Annotated in this window: 21 protein-coding genes; 1 reads left to right on the top strand and 20 read right to left on the bottom strand. The window is 72.6% G+C overall.

Translation table 11 applies throughout. From position 1 onward, the window contains the following. Positions 1–255: 255 nt before the first annotated feature. On the top strand, positions 256–1,419 hold the full coding sequence (locus IF30_RS41440; RefSeq protein WP_030237190.1) for an ATP-binding protein: 1,164 nt from the start codon (positions 256–258) through the stop codon (positions 1,417–1,419). A gap of 29 nt (positions 1,420–1,448) precedes the next feature. On the opposite strand, the gene IF30_RS0114290 is transcribed toward IF30_RS41440, so the two are convergent. The 20 genes from IF30_RS0114290 to IF30_RS0114195 all read right to left on the bottom strand — a co-directional run bounded on the left by IF30_RS0114290 (position 1,449) and on the right by IF30_RS0114195 (position 15,696). Continuing rightward, positions 1,449–1,655 carry a hypothetical protein gene (locus IF30_RS0114290; RefSeq protein WP_030237188.1) on the bottom strand — a complete coding sequence of 69 codons (207 nt, stop codon included), beginning with the start codon at positions 1,653–1,655 and terminating at the stop codon, positions 1,449–1,451. A 236-nt stretch (positions 1,656–1,891) separates the two neighbouring features. Further along, positions 1,892–2,710: a hypothetical protein gene (locus tag IF30_RS0114285; RefSeq protein WP_030237185.1), complete on the bottom strand. Its 819-nt coding sequence runs from the start codon at positions 2,708–2,710 to the stop codon at positions 1,892–1,894. An 85-nt stretch (positions 2,711–2,795) separates the two neighbouring features. Continuing rightward, complete coding sequence (locus IF30_RS0114280; protein ID WP_030237182.1) at positions 2,796–3,224, bottom strand: hypothetical protein; 429 nt, start codon at positions 3,222–3,224, stop codon at positions 2,796–2,798. After that, positions 3,221–3,433, bottom strand: coding sequence for a hypothetical protein (locus IF30_RS0114275; protein ID WP_030237179.1), 213 nt, complete (start codon positions 3,431–3,433; stop codon positions 3,221–3,223). Before IF30_RS0114275 ends, IF30_RS0114280 begins: the two co-directional genes overlap by 4 nt. 137 nt (positions 3,434–3,570) lie before the next feature. Next, positions 3,571–5,007, bottom strand: coding sequence for a DNA cytosine methyltransferase (locus tag IF30_RS0114270; RefSeq protein WP_030237177.1), 1,437 nt, complete (start codon positions 5,005–5,007; stop codon positions 3,571–3,573). Positions 5,008–5,144: 137 nt separating this feature from the next. Continuing rightward, positions 5,145–5,594 (bottom strand): hypothetical protein, encoded by a 450-nt coding sequence (locus IF30_RS0114265; protein ID WP_030237174.1) that lies wholly within the window; start codon positions 5,592–5,594, stop codon positions 5,145–5,147. Positions 5,595–5,644: 50 nt separating this feature from the next. Then, the gene (locus IF30_RS46655; protein WP_030237171.1) at positions 5,645–6,175 is read right to left on the bottom strand and encodes a hypothetical protein; all 531 of its coding nucleotides are present in this window, start codon (positions 6,173–6,175) and stop codon (positions 5,645–5,647) included. A 110-nt stretch (positions 6,176–6,285) separates the two neighbouring features. Further along, positions 6,286–6,669 carry a hypothetical protein gene (locus IF30_RS0114255; protein ID WP_051710247.1) on the bottom strand — a complete coding sequence of 128 codons (384 nt, stop codon included), beginning with the start codon at positions 6,667–6,669 and terminating at the stop codon, positions 6,286–6,288. Positions 6,670–6,775: 106 nt separating this feature from the next. Next, complete coding sequence (locus IF30_RS0114250; protein ID WP_030237167.1) at positions 6,776–7,237, bottom strand: hypothetical protein; 462 nt, start codon at positions 7,235–7,237, stop codon at positions 6,776–6,778. After that, positions 7,234–7,530 carry a hypothetical protein gene (locus tag IF30_RS0114245; RefSeq protein WP_030237164.1) on the bottom strand — a complete coding sequence of 99 codons (297 nt, stop codon included), beginning with the start codon at positions 7,528–7,530 and terminating at the stop codon, positions 7,234–7,236. Before IF30_RS0114245 ends, IF30_RS0114250 begins: the two co-directional genes overlap by 4 nt. A gap of 240 nt (positions 7,531–7,770) precedes the next feature. After that, positions 7,771–8,832 carry a hypothetical protein gene (locus IF30_RS0114240; protein WP_030237163.1) on the bottom strand — a complete coding sequence of 354 codons (1,062 nt, stop codon included), beginning with the start codon at positions 8,830–8,832 and terminating at the stop codon, positions 7,771–7,773. 93 nt (positions 8,833–8,925) lie between these two features. Further along, positions 8,926–9,609 (bottom strand): hypothetical protein, encoded by a 684-nt coding sequence (locus IF30_RS0114235; protein ID WP_030237162.1) that lies wholly within the window; start codon positions 9,607–9,609, stop codon positions 8,926–8,928. A 159-nt stretch (positions 9,610–9,768) separates the two neighbouring features. Continuing rightward, positions 9,769–10,185, bottom strand: coding sequence for a hypothetical protein (locus IF30_RS0114230; RefSeq protein WP_030237161.1), 417 nt, complete (start codon positions 10,183–10,185; stop codon positions 9,769–9,771). Between the two features lie 128 nt (positions 10,186–10,313). Beyond that, positions 10,314–11,741 (bottom strand): phosphoadenosine phosphosulfate reductase family protein, encoded by a 1,428-nt coding sequence (locus IF30_RS49285; RefSeq protein WP_078891380.1) that lies wholly within the window; start codon positions 11,739–11,741, stop codon positions 10,314–10,316. 172 nt (positions 11,742–11,913) lie between these two features. Next, positions 11,914–12,177, bottom strand: coding sequence for a hypothetical protein (locus IF30_RS0114220; RefSeq protein WP_030237157.1), 264 nt, complete (start codon positions 12,175–12,177; stop codon positions 11,914–11,916). Between the two features lie 203 nt (positions 12,178–12,380). Continuing rightward, a complete protein-coding gene (locus tag IF30_RS0114215; protein WP_030237155.1) occupies positions 12,381–13,295 on the bottom strand; it encodes a hypothetical protein in 915 nt (304 codons plus the stop codon). Between the two features lie 139 nt (positions 13,296–13,434). Continuing rightward, complete coding sequence (locus tag IF30_RS0114210; protein WP_030237151.1) at positions 13,435–14,370, bottom strand: hypothetical protein; 936 nt, start codon at positions 14,368–14,370, stop codon at positions 13,435–13,437. A gap of 88 nt (positions 14,371–14,458) precedes the next feature. Continuing rightward, positions 14,459–15,061 (bottom strand): hypothetical protein, encoded by a 603-nt coding sequence (locus tag IF30_RS0114205; protein ID WP_051710243.1) that lies wholly within the window; start codon positions 15,059–15,061, stop codon positions 14,459–14,461. Between the two features lie 83 nt (positions 15,062–15,144). Further along, the gene (locus IF30_RS0114200; RefSeq protein ID WP_030237145.1) at positions 15,145–15,417 is read right to left on the bottom strand and encodes a hypothetical protein; all 273 of its coding nucleotides are present in this window, start codon (positions 15,415–15,417) and stop codon (positions 15,145–15,147) included. 78 nt (positions 15,418–15,495) lie between these two features. Next, entirely contained in the window at positions 15,496–15,696 is a 201-nt protein-coding gene (locus tag IF30_RS0114195; RefSeq protein ID WP_030237142.1) for a hypothetical protein, read from the bottom strand. Positions 15,697–15,701 lie beyond the last annotated feature (5 nt).

Below are 15,701 nucleotides of genomic sequence, written 5' to 3'. Positions count from 1 at the left end.
CGTCATCCGTTCGAAGCAGGCATGCGACGCATGAATTAAATTTCGGGACCTCGGGGCCGTCGAGAACGGTGTCGCACGCGGCATCGCTGGGCCCGCAGCCGCGATCCGGCGGCGGTTCCGACCCTCTGGGTCGATCGGCTCCGGACAGGCGCTCAAACGGCCGTCCACGACTTCGGCAAACATGGCCTGACCTGGTGTTTTCCCAGGATTCACCTAGGCTAGGAAGTTCTGCGGGACACCTTCGGAGGGGACATCATGAGCGAGGGCACCAACGCGTACGACGCCAGCCACATCCAGGTGTTGGAGGGGCGGGAAGCCGTTCGGAAGAGGCCCGGGATGTACATCGGCTCGACCGGTGAACGCGGCCTTCGACACCTGGTGTTCGAGGTCGCCGACAGGGCAGTGAACGAGGTCCTGGCCGGCCATGCCAGCTGCGTCGACGTCACTCTCATGCCCGACGGCGGCGTGTGCGTCGCCGACGACGGACCAGGCGTTCCAATCGACCAGACGGAGGGCGTCGGCGGTCCCGGCCTCGAAGCCCTGCTGACGCGCATGCAGTTCGGGTCGGGGCCCGGTGGGCGCCACGACGTGACGCTCGGCTTCTGCGGTGTTGGGCCTTTCGTCGTCAATGCCCTGTCGAGCCGTCTGACAGCCGACGTGCAGCGCGAGGGAGCCCGCTGGGTCCAGGAGTATGCGCGCGGAGTCGCGGTCACACCGCTCACCGAGGCGGGGTCGACGACCGGAAGCGGGACCACCATCACCTTCTGGCCCGACGCCGACATCTTCACTGCTTCAGAGTTCTCATTCGACGCTCTGGCGGAGCGCTTCAGGGAACTTGCCTTCCTGAACCGGGACTTGGAGATCTCGCTGACCGACCAGCGCCGCCCGCCCGAATCCCCGTCGGTGCGGTTCCGGTTCCCGAGCGGGGCCCGGGACTTCGTCGCCTTCCTCGACGGCCAAGCGGCGACAGCCGGCGACCCGGGCATCATCAGCTTCGAGCACGAGGACCCGCAGATGGCGGGAACAGTAGAGGTGGCCTTGAGGTGGCGCGACACCGACGAAGAGCGCGTCCAGAGCTTTGCCAACAGCCGGCCCACCGGCGGCGGCACGCACGAGCGCGGCTTCCGCGACGGGGTGGCGGCGGCAGTCAATACGTACGCGCGGAAGCGCCAATTGCTGGCGGTGACGGACCCCGATCTCGATGCTGACCGGGTCGGCGTGGGTCTGACGGCCGTTGTGTCAGTGAAGCTGGACGATCCCGAGTTCCACGGCGCCATCCGGGACGTGCTGGGGAACGCCACAGTGCGCCCCTGCGTAGAACAGGCCGTACAGGAACACCTCGGCAGGTGGCTGGAGGGTCATCCGGAGCGGGCCGCGGCCGTCATTGACCGGATTGTCCACGGCGCCCACCGGTACTGACCAGCAAGAGAGCAACACGCGCAGACCGGCTAGAGAACCATTCCCGTGACGGCGTTGATCACGATCAGGTCCGAGAGGTCGGGGCGGAGCCCGAAGGCGACCGGGTCCTCCAGCATGCGGACCAGGATCGCGGTGGAGTCCGCGCCGAGACCCCAGCACAGGACGGTCTGGTCGCAGGGGGCGGGTTCGGGGAAGGTGTTCTCGGGGGCGAACAGCGTGAGCTGAGTGGTGGGCAACACCGTGAGAGGAATGGGGGGCATCGGCGCTCCGCATGGTGAGGGGACTCTGGGCGGCGGCTGCCGCCGAGGTGCCCGGTCGGTTCGAAGGGTGAGGTCCGGCGCCAACCTGACCAACGAGAGAAGTATATCAGCTCACGTGCATGCTTGGTATGGGATTTGCCGCCTGACCTGCATGGATTCCCCATGGCTTCAGGTGCGATGCGGCGGCGCCGGCCGGCCGCGGCCCTGGGTGCTCAGCGCAGCGCGGCCAGCGCGAGCAGGGCGAAATCGGTGCCGCCGCGCAGGCGCAGGTCGACCCGTGCGCAGTCGGCGCCGCCCAGGCCCGGGGTGAGCGCGATCTCCACGTGCGGCGCGTCGGGCAGGCCGGTGCGGGAGGTGAGCCGGGTCGTGCCCGCCGCCTGGGTGTTGGTCGGGAGCAGCGGCCACGCCGCGGCCAGGCGCCGGGCTGCGGCTCCGGAGACCCCAGTAGCGGGGTCGTCGGCGGACCGGCCGTCCAGGGCCAGGCGCAGCAGGCGCTCGGCGTAGGGCAGTCGGAGGCGCTCGGCCCGGATGACGACGGCGTGGTCGCCGGAGGGGGCCGCGGTGATCCGGGTGCCGTCCACGTTCCAGCAGACCTTGAACCCGTCGGCCTCGGTGTCGGTGACGGCGCGGCGTTCGGGGGCGAGGGGGCTGGAGCACAGCTCGTACCGGAGCTCGCTGCGGCGGGTGAAGCCGTCGGTGCCCGGCCCGGCGGCGACCGCCGCCCGATCGGCGGCGGGCAGGTGGTGGCGGGCCGCGGCGGCGGCGAGATGGCGCGGGTGGACGCGGCGGCCGGGGACGGCGGTGGCCTTCAGCGGGGCGCAGCCGGCGGGCCAGGCCGCCATCTTGACCGTGCCGCAGGAGTCAGTGGTGAGCAGCAGGGTGCGGGTGCCGTCGGTCAGCCCGGCCGCGGCCAGGCCGTCCAGCTCGGTACCCGGCGCCGGGTGCCAGGCCCTGCCCGCCCGGGCGGGCAGGTGACCGGCGGTGGCGGCGGCGAGCTCCTCGGCGGCGCGGAATCGAGTTGTCAGGCGCATGACTATTTCTCCTTGGTGTGATCTTGGTTCGAAGGGGGCCGTGCCGACGGGGCCAACCGTCGGCACGGCGCGGGTGCGGCGTTGCTCAGAACAGGGTGTCGGGGCCGGCGGGCGGCTCGGGGAGCAGCAGCGCGGCCAGGGGGGCGAGCCGCTCGCGGGCCAGCGCCTCGCGCTCGCTCGTCTCGCCCGCGGTGGCGGTCCGGACGCGGACACTGTCGACGTCCGGGGCGTCCTCGACGGTGTAGCCGGACCCCTCCAGCGCCCCGGTCATCGCGGCCAGGGTGCTGACGAAGTTGTCGGTGAGGCACCACAGCACGACGCTGTCGTACGGGCGCTCCTCGGTGGCGGGCTCTTCGCGCAGTGCGAAGTCCCCTTCGTCGTCCGGACCGCAGTTCTCAGGCGCCGGTGCCGACTGCCATCCCTTGGCGGCCAGGGCGGCGGCGACCGCCCGCTCGGTGGCCAGGGGTGGGCCGGGCCTCACCCTCCGCCGGGTGGCGGTTCGGCGCCGGGTCACCGCTCCTCCGGCTCGTCGTCGTCCTCGTCTCCGCGGTGCTCCTCGACGTCGGGCAGGGGCATCCCGATCTCGGTGAACCACTCGTCGACGATGTTCGCGGTGTCGCCGCCGTTGAGGTATCCCTCTGCGGCCTGCATGCCGCAGAGGCGGGAGTGGAGCAGGGCGATGGCGGCGGTCGGTTCGACCGTCCCGGGGACGTGCTGGCTCATGGTGGGCTCCGTTCTGTCGGGCTGGGGACGGGGCGGCGCTGCGGGCCGCCCCAGCAGGGGTAAGTGGTCGGTGCTGCGGGGATCGGGGGTGGAGGGCCGGGTGCGGCCCTCCACCCCCGGGGCCGGGACGGTGCGGGTCAGGCCGCGAGCGCGAGGTCGCGCTGGAGCGGCTCGCCGGTGACGGCTTCGACCAGGGCCGAGATGATGAGCTCGGCGACGGGCGGGGTGACCGCGTTGCCGTACTGGCGGACCTGGTCCTTGGCGGAGCCCAGCACGACGTAGTCGTGGCCGAAGGCCATGGCCCGGCCGATCTCCCGGGGCGTCAGCATCCTGAACAGGACGTCGTCGAGGTCGATCTCGCGGCCGTCCAGCAGCTGGTGGGTGATCAGCGACCACCGGTCCTTGGTGGTGATGGTGCCCACCGGGTCGGTGACGGGCCGGGCCCGTCCGTTGGTGTAGTACGGCACCAGCAGCCGCTGGATCTGCTCGTTCGGCGCGGTGACCAGGCCGTGGTGGTTGCCGCTCGCGGTCACCGTGGTCAGCGGCACCGTCACCGGCCGGAAGCGTCCCTTGTCGCCCCCGCCGCGCAGCGGCACGATGAACGGCTCCCAGCCGAGCTCCGGCTGCGCGGGGCCGGTCGGAGCGGCGAGCAGGGCATCCTCGGCCTCGGCGACCGGCTGGGGCCGGTACTTACGAAGTCCGGCCAGGATGCGAGCCAGGGTCGCGTCGGCCAGGGGCTCGGTGCGGTCGCCGACCCGGGTGCCGGGGGTGTTCCAGTCGATGATGCTGTCGGCGCCCAGGACCTCCGGCTCGACGATGCTGTGACGGCAGGCCGCGCTGGGGCAGCGGTAGTAGTACTGGCCGTGGCGGCCGTAGCTGCCCATGTCGTCGCCGGGCTTCTTGAAGACCTGCAGGGCGTCGACCGTCTTGTCGCAGGCGCGGCAGTAGGCGCGGGGGCGCAGCCACTTGTCCCAGTCGGGCCGGCGGCCGAGCTTCTTGTGCCAGTAGGCGACGTAGGCCCGGTCGCGGGACTGCGGAGCGGGCAGGCAGCGCACCGGCCGGGCGTGCGAGGAGTTGAAGGCGATCACCTTCACCTCGTAGCCCTCCGCCTTGATCTCCCTGATCCAGCGGTCCCATTCGGCCCACTTGCGGACCTCGATCACGTTCTCGACCATGCCGATCAGAACGGGGGTGCCGCGCAGGTTCATCGCCCGCAGGTACCGGGGGACCTCCTCCATCAGCGCCCGGGCCCGCTTGATCATGGGGTCCGGCTCCTTCTCGCCGAACAGGACGCCCTGGGTCGACTTGTCGAAGTCCCGGCGCTGGCCGCGGGCGTCGGCCCATGGCGGGCAGCTGGGGGAGGAGCAGAAGACGTCGGCGGAGGGGAACTTGGTGATGTCGGTGCGGGCGATGTCCTCGACGAAGTGCTCCACGTGCGGGAAGTTCGCCGCGTGCGTGGCCACGGCCTGCGGGTTGTGGTTGGCCGCGAGGATCAGCTCCGTCCCGGGGACGGCGTGCACGCCTTGGCTCGTACCGCCAGCGCCGGCGAACTCGTCGAACACCTTGAGCGTCATGGGCTGTGTCTCCTGTCGGAAGGTTCGAAGGGGTGTCGGCCCGGCGGCGGGGAGCCACCCCCACCGCCTGCCAACAAGAGAACTATATCAGATTTCAAGCCCGAACGAAAGCGGGTTTGCTGTCCCGGGGCCGCAGGTCACCGGCCCCATGCCGCCCGCAGGCGTGCCTCGGCCCAGCGCTGCAGTTCGATGCCCTCCAGCTCCGTCCGGCCGAACGCGCGGAACTCCGCGTCCACCTCGCGCAGCTTCCGGGCCGCTGCGGCGCTCTCCTGCCGGGCCCGCATCACCCGCCCGTAGGCGTGGCCGGCCTGGACGCGCAGCGACTCCTCCTGCATCCGCGTCAGGTCGTCCTCAAGCTCGGGGTCGGCCAGCGTCTCCGCGATCAGCGGCGGCAGCACCTGGAGTGCCTTGCGAGCCGAGGCGCTGTCCGCCCGGGCCCCGTCCCGGCTCCGGGCCCACGCCAGCGACCAGGCGCCCCCCGCCGGCGACCGCTCGTGCGAGAACTCCAGCACCAGCGGGATGCGGTACTCCACCTGGACCGTCGACCAAGCGGTGATCCGGTCCAGCTGCTCGGCGGCAGGCGGCACCGAGATGACCGCCCGGGCGCCGCGCCAGGGCAGCTCCCTGGTGAGGGCGTTTACGACGCGCCCCGGGATGCCTGGCCGGGCGCAGCGGGGCGCCGCGGCGGGGGGAGCGTCAGGGTGTACCGGCCCGGGTGGTCGGCCAACGCGGCGATGCTCCACGGCCTGCCGGCGGCGGCCTGCGCCGCGCTGGCGGCGGCGAACCGGGCCGCCCACGACTCCGGGCCGCCTCCGTCCCGGCCGACCAGCTCGACGGCGGCGTACAGCGACTGCAGGGCGTCCGTGAGCGCCCTCCCGTCCTCCGGCCACAGGGAGCGGAGCTGGGTCGGGGCGACCAGCACCGCGCCCGGGGAGCGAAGCTCGGCGAAGGTGGGCCTCGGGCCGAACCGGCCGCCGTCGCGCAGGACGACGTCGACCTGGCGGGCGTCGCTCCAGACCGAGCGCACCGTGTACGCGGCGTCGAAGGCCAGGGCGTCGGCGAGGTCGGCCCGCGTGGCGGGGCCGGGGTTCAGCTCGTACAGCCGACGCCGGGCGTTGAGGTGGCGGACCGGCTCGTCGTACGGGTCGGGCGGCGGTGAGATGGTCATGGCGTAGCGCTTCCTCTCGGTGGGTCCGGTGGGGTGCCGGGGCGGCGGCGTGGGCCGCCGCCCCGCTGGGGGCCCGGTCGGGGGATCCGGCCGGGCCTCCCGACGCGCCGTCAGAGGATGTCGTAGGAGCTCGGGTGGACGCCCTCGATCACGAACGAGGTCGCCCCCTCCGGGACCTCGAAGCGCGTCTGCTTCGTGGCGGCCAGCTTCCGGGTGGACTCGGCGTCGAGCTCGATGTTCACGCGGCTCACGCGGACGTGGATCACCGTGCCGGTCAGGCCCTTGAGGTACTGCGGCCGGATTCGGTCGATCTTCACCCGGTCCCCGGGGCTGGCGATCTCCACCATGGACGACGTGCGGGTGGCCACCGCGTTGGCGGGGGCGGGGCGCAGGGCGAGGCGCCGCGAGCGGAGCGTCGCCGCGATGAGCTCCACCTGCTCGGCGGTGGCGGTGGAGATGAAGGCGCGGGCGGTCTCGAAGGTCTGCTCGGACATGGTCAGTACTCCTGTGGAGGTCGTAGTGGTTCGAAGGGTTCGGGCGGAGCCATCCGCCCAATAAGAGAACTATATCAGTTCTCATCCATGCACGCAAGCGTGTTGATCAGGCGAAGCGCACCTTGCCGGTGGCCTCGTCCAGTTCCACGGGGCCGAACTCGCAGGGGTCTCGCCGGGCGTGGTCGTTCATGCGGTCCCGGAGTTCCGGGGGGATGGCGGCCTTGAAGGTTCGGAAGTCGAGCCCGGGCATGCCATCGGGTCCGCGGTGGGCCATCCACCATGCGCTGCCGACGTCCACGGGGTCGAGGTCGAGGGCGGCGAGTTCCGGGTGGGCGTCGACGAATCGGATGGCGGCGGCGAGCAGCTGCCGGCCCTGCTCGGCGGGCAGGCTTTCCAGGGTGAGGTCGAGGACTTCGACGTCCTCCCACTCCCGACCCCGGGTGGTGTCCAGGTCGCCGGGGGTAGGTCGCGCCTCCCACCACACGGCCTCCATCAGGGCGCCGGAGCAGAAGGCGGCGAGGTAGTCGGTGTCGCGGCCGTCGGGGTCGACGGCGTCGGTGGTGTTCACGGTGCTCCCGTTTCGGGTCGGTGGGCGTTGTCGGCGGCATCGACCGCTCGCGGTGCGGTCGGCTCGGCCTCCTGGGGGATTTTGGCCTCGGTCACGCCGGTGTGGCGCAGGTAGGCGAACAGGCGGTCCGCCAGGTCCTCGTACAGGCCGTCGGCGTGACGGTCGCACAGGCGATACCGGGTGGTGCGGCGCTTCTCGTACGTGACGGTGAGCAGCCTGACGGCGGGCAGGCCGCAGCCGCCCCGTCGGCGGGTGTAGGCGTAGGAGTCGCAGGTGATCGGTTTCGCTTCCATGGTGCCCTTCGGGGTGGGTTGGATCGGCGGGGTGGGGCGGCCGGGGTGGCGCCATCACCCCGGCCAACAAGAGAACTATATCATGCCATCGACATGACTGGGGACGTTTTCCGCCCCTTGCCCTCACGCGGCCAGGGTGAGCTGCTTGGGAGTCTTCAGCTTCTCGACCACCCTGCTGCGCCACGCCATGGCGTGGTGGTGCGGGCGGGTGCCGCACCGGGCCGGGAGGGTGATCGAGTGTCAGGCCGCTACGGCCGGGGTCTCGGCCGCGAGGTCGACGCCGATGTGGAGCACCTCGAAGGTGTCGGCCCGTCGCCGGACGTCCCCCTCGTGCTGGTAGACGGCCGCGCCGGCCCGGCCGACCACGACCACGGCCGTCCCGGGCTCCAGTGCCAGCGCCCCCCGGGCCGCCGCGCCTTGGGCGGTGCAGATCACCACGGAGGGCCGGTCCGCGCGCCAGGTCGCCGTGGCGCACGCTCCGGCCAGCCGGACGTACAACCGGGCGGTGCCGTCCGCCAGGGCCTGCGCGGGCCGCTCAAGGTGCCCGGTGACGGTCTGCACCGGGGATGCCGAGGCCACGTCGTCGGGCAGCGGGGCGTCCTGCCCGCAGAACTCCTCCAGCTCCAGCAGCAACCGCTCCCGCTCCTCCCCTTCGGCGTGCATGCCCTCTCGGACGGCTCCACCGAGCAGCGGGGACGCGCTCTCCAGTGCCCGCTGCTGGATCGTGTCGGCCTGCTGGCAGAGCTTGTCCGCCAGCTCGAACAGCTCCCGCTGCTCCTTCTTCTTCCCGGCCAGCCGCGAGCACTCGTCGTCGAGCTCCTCCCAGACGGCCTTCGCGGTCGCCCGCAGGGTGCGGAAGCGCCGGACGCGGGTCCAGCCGAGGGGCTTGACCTCCTGCTCGACCACGACCAGGGAGGTCTTTGGCCAGCCGCTCGCGTCCAGCGGGCCGAGCTCCAGGTCGAGGATCAGCGTCGGGCGGGAGTCGTGCAGCGGCCCGTACGGGAACCTGATCGTCGGCGTGGGGAAGGGCACCACACCGGACGTCAGGTGGGCGCGCAGGGTAGCCGCACTGGGCTGCACCTGGTGGCGGTGCAGGCGGGCGAGGTAGAGACCGACGGCCCACATCTGCCAGGCGGCGGTGCCGAACGGCTCGGACGGCATCGCCAGGCGCAGCACTTCCTCCCCGCCCTCGTCGTCGGTGATCACCGCGTTCAGCACCGCGTACGTCGGCCGGGGCGGTTCGGGGGCCTTATCGGCGGGGGTGGTCGCGGACTCGGTGGCGGGGGCGGTGCTGCGCGGCATGGTCAGCTCCTCGGATCGGACTGGTTCGAAGGGGTGCGGTGCCGGGGTGGCGGTGCCGCCGCCACCCCGTCCAACAAGAGAAGTATATCAGACTCAAGGCATGATGTCGAGCGTGATCAGGTCCACGGAGGCGGGCGCGCCGTACGTCGCGGCGATCCGCTCTGCCTGCCGCCGCTCGAACAGCGCCCACAGCACATTGAGATCCCTCGGGTCGACGTTGCACAACTGGACGTCCACCAGCTCGCCGGCCTGCTTCACCTCCATGTCCGCGCTCGCCCCCGGGTGTGGCTCCAGGTCAACGCACACCCGGTGCACCCCGCGGCGCACCTCCCCCTCCCAGCCCCGTTGCGGGAAGCGCTCCAGCAGCGCCCTGGCCACCGCCGCGCGCTTCTCGGCGGCGGAGGTCCGGGCGTGGAGCTCGTCCACGGCCCGGGAGTAGGCCGCCTCGAACTGCGGCAGGAACCGCCGCCGCATGTCCTTGGCCAGGGTCGCCAGTGGCCGCGACAAGTCGAACCCGATCTCGGGACGGCCCTTGTCCGTGAAGAAGTGGCCCGGGATCTCCGGGTACCGGCCCCTGACGGTCACCCGGTAGCCGTGCGGCTTCGCCGGTCCCCGGTCGAGCTGCCCGCGGTCGATGCGCAGCCAGAAGCCCCGTCCGCGGCCGTCCGTCACGAACTGCCATTCGTCATCCCTGGTGTACGGGCAGTTGTCCAATCGCCACGGTGCGCCCAGCAGGGCGACGAGTTCCGCGATCCGGGCGCGCGGGAATTCGGACATGGGTGCTCCTCTCCGGGGCCGCTCGGCCGCCGGCTGGTTCGAAGGGGAGGGGGCGGCGTGGTGACGCCCCCGATCGGTTTCGTCGACGAAAGCCCGAGCCGGTGATTCCGGCCCCCGGCCGCGCCCCGGGGCGGGGTGCGGCCGGGGGCCGTCCCGGTCTCACGCCAGGTAGCAGCGGCACGGCCCCTCCGGCGGGCAGGAGTGGAAGATCTCCCGCTTCGCCTGCCAGTCCATCGGCTGCTCGCCGGGCACCTGGCGCTCGCCGCAGCGGCAGTACGACATGTCGAGCTGCGGGTGGTAGGTGATCAGCGCGTGCGTACGCTGCTGGCACCAGGCCGGGGTCTCGGCCTCCGTCGGCGCGGCCGGGGCGTTCTTCTCCGCCAGCGCGGTGGCGCCCTCCATGGTCCTGCGGGTTCCGATCCGGAAGCCCCGGTAGACCATGAACCCCTGCGGGTGCTCGATGATGCTGGCTCCGGCGACGACGGCGATGACCTCGCAGCCGTTGATCATCCTCGGAGGGGTGACGGTCGGGCGGGAGGGGGCTGCGGTGGCTTCGGCGGGGACGGGCTGGTTCACGGGGACTCCGTTCTGCGGCCGGGGCCGCTGCTGGCTCGAAGGGGCGTTGGGCAGGCGGCGGGGGAGCCGCCCCCTGCCGCCTGCCCAACAAGAGAAGTATATCATGCTTCACGCATGGCGGGGGTGATTTACGCGGCCAGGGCCAGGTACGCGGCGGCTGCCGCCTCTCCGACATGGCGGCGCAGCGCGTCCCCGCGCTCCCAGCGCAGTTCACCCTCGGCGGCGTTCAGCCGGTCGGCCTCCGCCAGGACCTCGGCCATCGACCGCTTGTCCTGGAACCGGTGCCCGATCTCCGCCTCCGCCCCGACGTACTCCACCGCCAGCGGGCGGCGCAGCCGCGCCGCGCACACCAGGTCCTTCCCGCTCGACAGCACGCACAGCGAGCAGGAAAGCCGCTCCATGCCCGCGTCGTAGGCCCAGTGGTACCGGATGCCGGTCTCAGCGATCCGCTCCCACACCTGCCGCTCGCTCCAGTCGTGGATCGGATGCCAACGAACTACCGTCCGTTGCCCATTGGAGGCGGAGCGGTCGACCGCGATCGGGGCCTTCCCGGCCCGGCCCGCCGACTCCTGCGCCCGCAGCCCCAGGCAGTACAGGATGCGCACCGGCCGGCCCCGCACCCCCGCCCGCCGCGACTCCTGCACCAGCGCGGTGAGCAGCTTCAAGGCCTGCGCCGACTTCTGATCACTCGTGCACCACCTGGCCGAACTCGACGGCCACATGCGCCGCTGGAGCAGCTGCCGCCACAGTCCGCCCTGCGGCCGGCGCAGCGTCACGAACCGCAGACCGTAGTGCTCGGCCTGCTCCCTGGCCAGCTCCATCGTGCCCGGCCACTCGATGCTCTCCCCGGAGTCGGTCACGTCCAGGTCGTTGTGCACCACCACGATCCGGTCGCGCGGCACCCCGGCCGCGTCGGTGCTGCGCACCACCTCGTCCAGCATCGCCTGGGAGTCCTTGCCCCCGCTCGACGCGACCACGATCCAGTCGTACCCCTCCGGCCCGTGGCGCTTCGGGTTGAACTGGACGTACCCGATGGGCACCTTCGGCAGCGGCCGGGCCTTGCGGGCGCCCCGCGCCAGCTCCGCCAGCACCTCCTGCAGCCCGACCCCCGGCTGCGCCACCCATCCGGCGATCCGCTCGACCGCCCCGCGGCCGAATGCGGGGTCCAAGCGGTCGGCCAGGTAGCGCAGCGCCTCGTCGCAGCGCGCCCAGATCCGGTCCGCCACAGCGCCCGCCCGCACGGGGTCCTCCGCCGGTCGGCGGGGCGTCTCGGCGGCGTGCGCGGCCAGGAAGATCGCCCCCACCGGGTGCAGGGCTCCGTGCTCCGGCTGTCGGGAGCGGGCGCCGGTGTCGGTGAGCGCCGACGGCGGCTCGGCGCAGCTGTCCGGCGAGAGTCCGTGTTCGGCGATCAACCGGGCGGCCCGTTCCAGGTCCTCCCCGATCCGGGCCAGGCGGGTTCGGGGCGCCCGTTTGGCCTGCGGGAGCGCCGCGCCCAGGCACGGGCGCCCGGCCGCAACCGGCGCCGGCGCCTCGAACAGGGCGAGTTGGTTCGTCATGTGGATGGTCCTCCCGTGCGGGCGGCACCGGGCCCGACAGGCCGTGGTGCCGCCGGATGGTCCGAAGGGATCGGCGGGGCCGCGCTGCCAGGCGCGACCGCCGCCGCAGTTGCCGTCCGGGGCCGTCGGTGCCGGTGCGCGCCGACGGCCCGTCGCAGCAGTCCGCCGCCGGTCAGGCCAGTGCCAGGCAGCAGCGATCGGCCTCCTCTTGGGTGGCGTGCTGGCAGTAGGGGAGGTTGTCCCAGGGGTCGGGAAGGCACTCGATGCCGCCCGCCGTGAGGATGTCGTCCAGGCGCTGCCACACCCTGGCGACCGGGTGGCCCTCGGGCAGGGCCTGCACGGCCTCCACCATGACGGCGTGCAGTGCCGTGGTGCCGAGTTCGTCCAGATCGACGTCCGGCTCGAAGGCGGCGTCAGGCTCCGCGGTGTTGTCCATGGCGTTCTCATTTCGGTTCGACGGGGGCAGGGGCGCGACGCCCCTGCTTGCCAACGAGAGAACTATATCAGAGTTTAAACACGTTCGTCCAGTGCCTTCCCCCTTCGCCCCTCCGGCCGAACCGCTGCGCCGCGCGCCGGGCGGCGGCAGGGATGGGCCGCGCCGAAGCGCGGCGCAGCGGTTCGGCCGGAGGGGCGCCCTGGTCAGTACTCCGGTGTCAGGGCGTGAAAGGCGTGGCCCAGGCACTCCGGCCGCAGCGTCCGCCACCCCTCGGCGGCCTCCGTGGTCCGCATCATCGCGTCTGTCAGCTCCCAGCGGCGTCGGGCGTCGGCGAACGAGCCGTCGCCCGGCCCGTGGACCGTGACGTAGGCGCTGCCCTCGGAGGGGTCGGCGAACAGGTGGTCCCACCGGTATCCCCACACCGGCACGCCGTGGCGGTACCGGTCGTAGCCGGCGCTCCACAGCAGGGCGTCCACTCGCGCTCCGGGGCTGTCGGGGGAGTTGGTGGGCCCTGTGGGGCCGGTCAGGCGAAGGGCGAGTCCGCCGCGCGCCTGCTCGGCCTCCTGGTGGCAATCCCAGCCCGCAGTCCGCAGCATCGCCAGGATGCCGCGAGCCATCTCCTCGGAGGCTCGGGGGGAGAGGACGATCCGCCGGATCGGCGGGCGGCCCTCGCGGCCTTGGTGCTCCTGGATCATCTGCACGGGGATGCTGCGGGCGATCAGCGCCGAGTAGAGCCCGGAGGTGGTGGGCTTCGTATCGGCGTTGGATGCAGGCCCCACGGGGAATCCGGCGGTGACCTCGACGGCGCCGATGCGCAGCTCCTCCGAGAACCAGCGGGGGCCGCCAACGCCGGGCAGCTGCATCCGGGCCCTGCCGATGGCTCGCGCTGCGGCACGCTGGGGCTCGCTGAGCGGGGCGAGCAGCAGGGCCACGATCTCCCGCTGTAGGGCGAGATCGAAGGTGATCGCTTCCGCCGCCGCCCGCTGCCGGGCGAGGGTTCGCAAGAGCACGCGCTCCTCCTCGTCGAACTGGCGAAGGTGCCGCGCCACCGTTGCCTCGGTCCGCGGTTCGCGGGCGGCCTCGGGCCTGGCGGTGACGGGAGTCGGTTCGTTGGTCATAGTGGCCTCTCGCATGGTTCGAAGGGGGCCGGTCCGGGGAGGTGCCGCCACCCCGGACCAATAAGAGAACTATATCATGCCTCAGGCATGTCCGGGTCGTCTTTTCGCCGTCGGAAGCGGAGGACTGGTGCTGGTCGTGTCACTTCCGTCCGGTCCCTGCGGCGAGCACTGTTCGACGGGCGGCCCGCACGGCGGGGGGAACGTACTCGGAGTGGAGCACGCTGACAGGCGGCTCCCCCGCTCGCGGTGGAATCAGCCGGGCGAACTTCACCAGCTCCGGCACCCGGGCCTCACGGCGCGCGACGCGCAGCGCCACCGCCGCACCCTCGTTCGAGTAGAAGGGCTGCACCTCCAGGTCCGGCGAGGAGGCGAGGAGTTCCCTGCCCACGGCCATCAGCTCTCGGGAGAACACCCGCCCGAGCGGATCGTCCGGTCCGGGAGAGTGGCGGGGCAGTACGACGGCCGCCGCAGGATGCCACTGGTCGTGCAGCACCCGGTTCCAGCGCGCCGGCAGCAGGGCGGAGACCTCCGCCGCCAGCGCCTGTGCGTCGGTGAGCTCCAGCAGCGCGCTGTCGACCACCGCGGCGACGGCCATGGCGTCCCATGGTCCCGACAGGGTGAGGCTGCCGCCCGTCGCCGCGCTGCCCAGCGTGACGCCCAGCCGGCCGTCGCACAGCCACGCGGTCGCATGGCCGTACTCGACGAACAGGCCGGGCTCGTCGGGGCGCTGCTCCGGCACGCCGATCGTCAGGTGCGCAGCCACGTCCGCCCGTGCGGGGCGGACGGTCGGGGCGCAGGGCACGGCGGGCGCTTCGCGGACGGCCCGGGCCAGGAGCCGCGTCGCGGCGGGCAGCGCCGTGCCGGGGGAGAAGACCGCGTTGCAGATCCGGGTGGGGCCCTGCGGCGAGGGCGCGAACACGGCGACCCGGAGGTCGTCGGCGGGGCCGTGCGGGCCGAAGCCAGCGGCGACCGCGTACCCGTTCGGCAGTTCGGTCCGGGAGCGGCGGGCACCGGTGACCACGTGGAGGGCCAAGGCGTCGGCGAGGGCGGGGAAGAGAGCATGGGGTTGCGGCATGGCGGCACTCCGGGCGGAAGGGCGGTTGGGGCGGGCTGCCAGGGCCGGGCCCGGAGAATCCTCCGGGCCCGGCCCTCGGGGACGGTGTCTACTGCTGCCGGTAGGCCGGGATCGCCTCGCGGATCTTGTCCTCGTCGACGCACTTGCCCAGGTGGCGGGTGATGCTGGGCGGGTTGCCGTTCCGGCCGCGCAGGTGGCTCCAGTACTTCGGCCCGGTCCAGCCGCACAGCTCGCAGCCGACGAACCAGGGGTTGTCCGAGCCGGGGAAGCCGCCGTAGGCCCGCCAGTGGTGCTCGGCCAGTCCGGCGAACGCCTTCAGGGCGCTGGCGATGTTGCGGTCGTTGCGCTCCTTGACCGCCATGCGCGGGTGCAGCAGGAGGACGGGGCCGATGGGCAGGGGCATCTCGGCCAGGGCCTCGGCGAGGGGGACCGCGGTGATGGCTCCGGCGGCGTACTGCTCGGCGAGGAAGGCGGCGGCCATGTCCACGCCCTTGTCGCCCTTGGCCGGGCGGTGCAGGTTGCGTTCGCTCTCGCTGCCGTCGGTCCAGGCGGCGGTGACCAGCCAGTTGCGGTGCCACCGGAAGGCCCAGCCGATCACCAGGGGGTTCTCGGTGCCGATGATCACGGGGTAACGGCACTCGGCGTCCGGGTCGCCGATGCGGTAGGCCAGGGTGGTCGTGGTGGTGCTCACGGACAGCTCCTAGGTCGAGGTAGTTCAGTGCCGGTTGGTCGGGGCCGGTCGGGCGGCCCGCCGGTGCGGGCCGCCCGGTGCGGTCAGTCGGTCGGGTCGCCCATCTCCGACTGGACCTCGCTGATCGCCGTTGCCTTGAGCAGCTGGTTGGCGTACCAGGCGCCCGAGCGGTGGTAGCTGCGCTGCTCCGGGGTGAGCTTGCGGGCCCACTCCACGTGCGAGTCGTACGACCGGATCGCGGGCTCGATCCGGTCGTAGTACCAGGCGTGGGCCTCGGATCGGATGGCCTGCTGGATGGCGGCCGGGTACGTGGCCAGCTGCTCGTCCTCGGTCGGCGGGGTCTGGGTGTGGGGCACGGTCTCTCCTGGGTGAGGTGTGGTCCGAAGGGATGGGGCGCGGCCTTGCGGGCCGCGCCCCCGGGTCCTGACTGCGGGTCAGTCCAGGTTCGGGACCGGCACCCAGCACTGGTTGCCCTCGTCGTCGGACTCGGTGACCTCGACCTCACCGAGCCCGCCCTGCGCCACCCACCGCGCCGCCTGCTCCGCCGCGTCCTCCGGCGACGTCGCGGTGAAGTCGCGGGTCCACTGCACGCCGTAGGTCCGGAGCTCGGGGGTGGGGGTCGTCTTGCTGTCCACGGTTC

It is taken from the genome of Streptomyces sp. NRRL S-350 (genome assembly GCF_000719705.1).
GTDB lineage: Bacteria > Actinomycetota > Actinomycetes > Streptomycetales > Streptomycetaceae > Kitasatospora.
The sequence above is the reverse complement of the archived record's forward strand: the minus strand, read 5'-3'. Positions and strand labels throughout refer to the sequence as shown.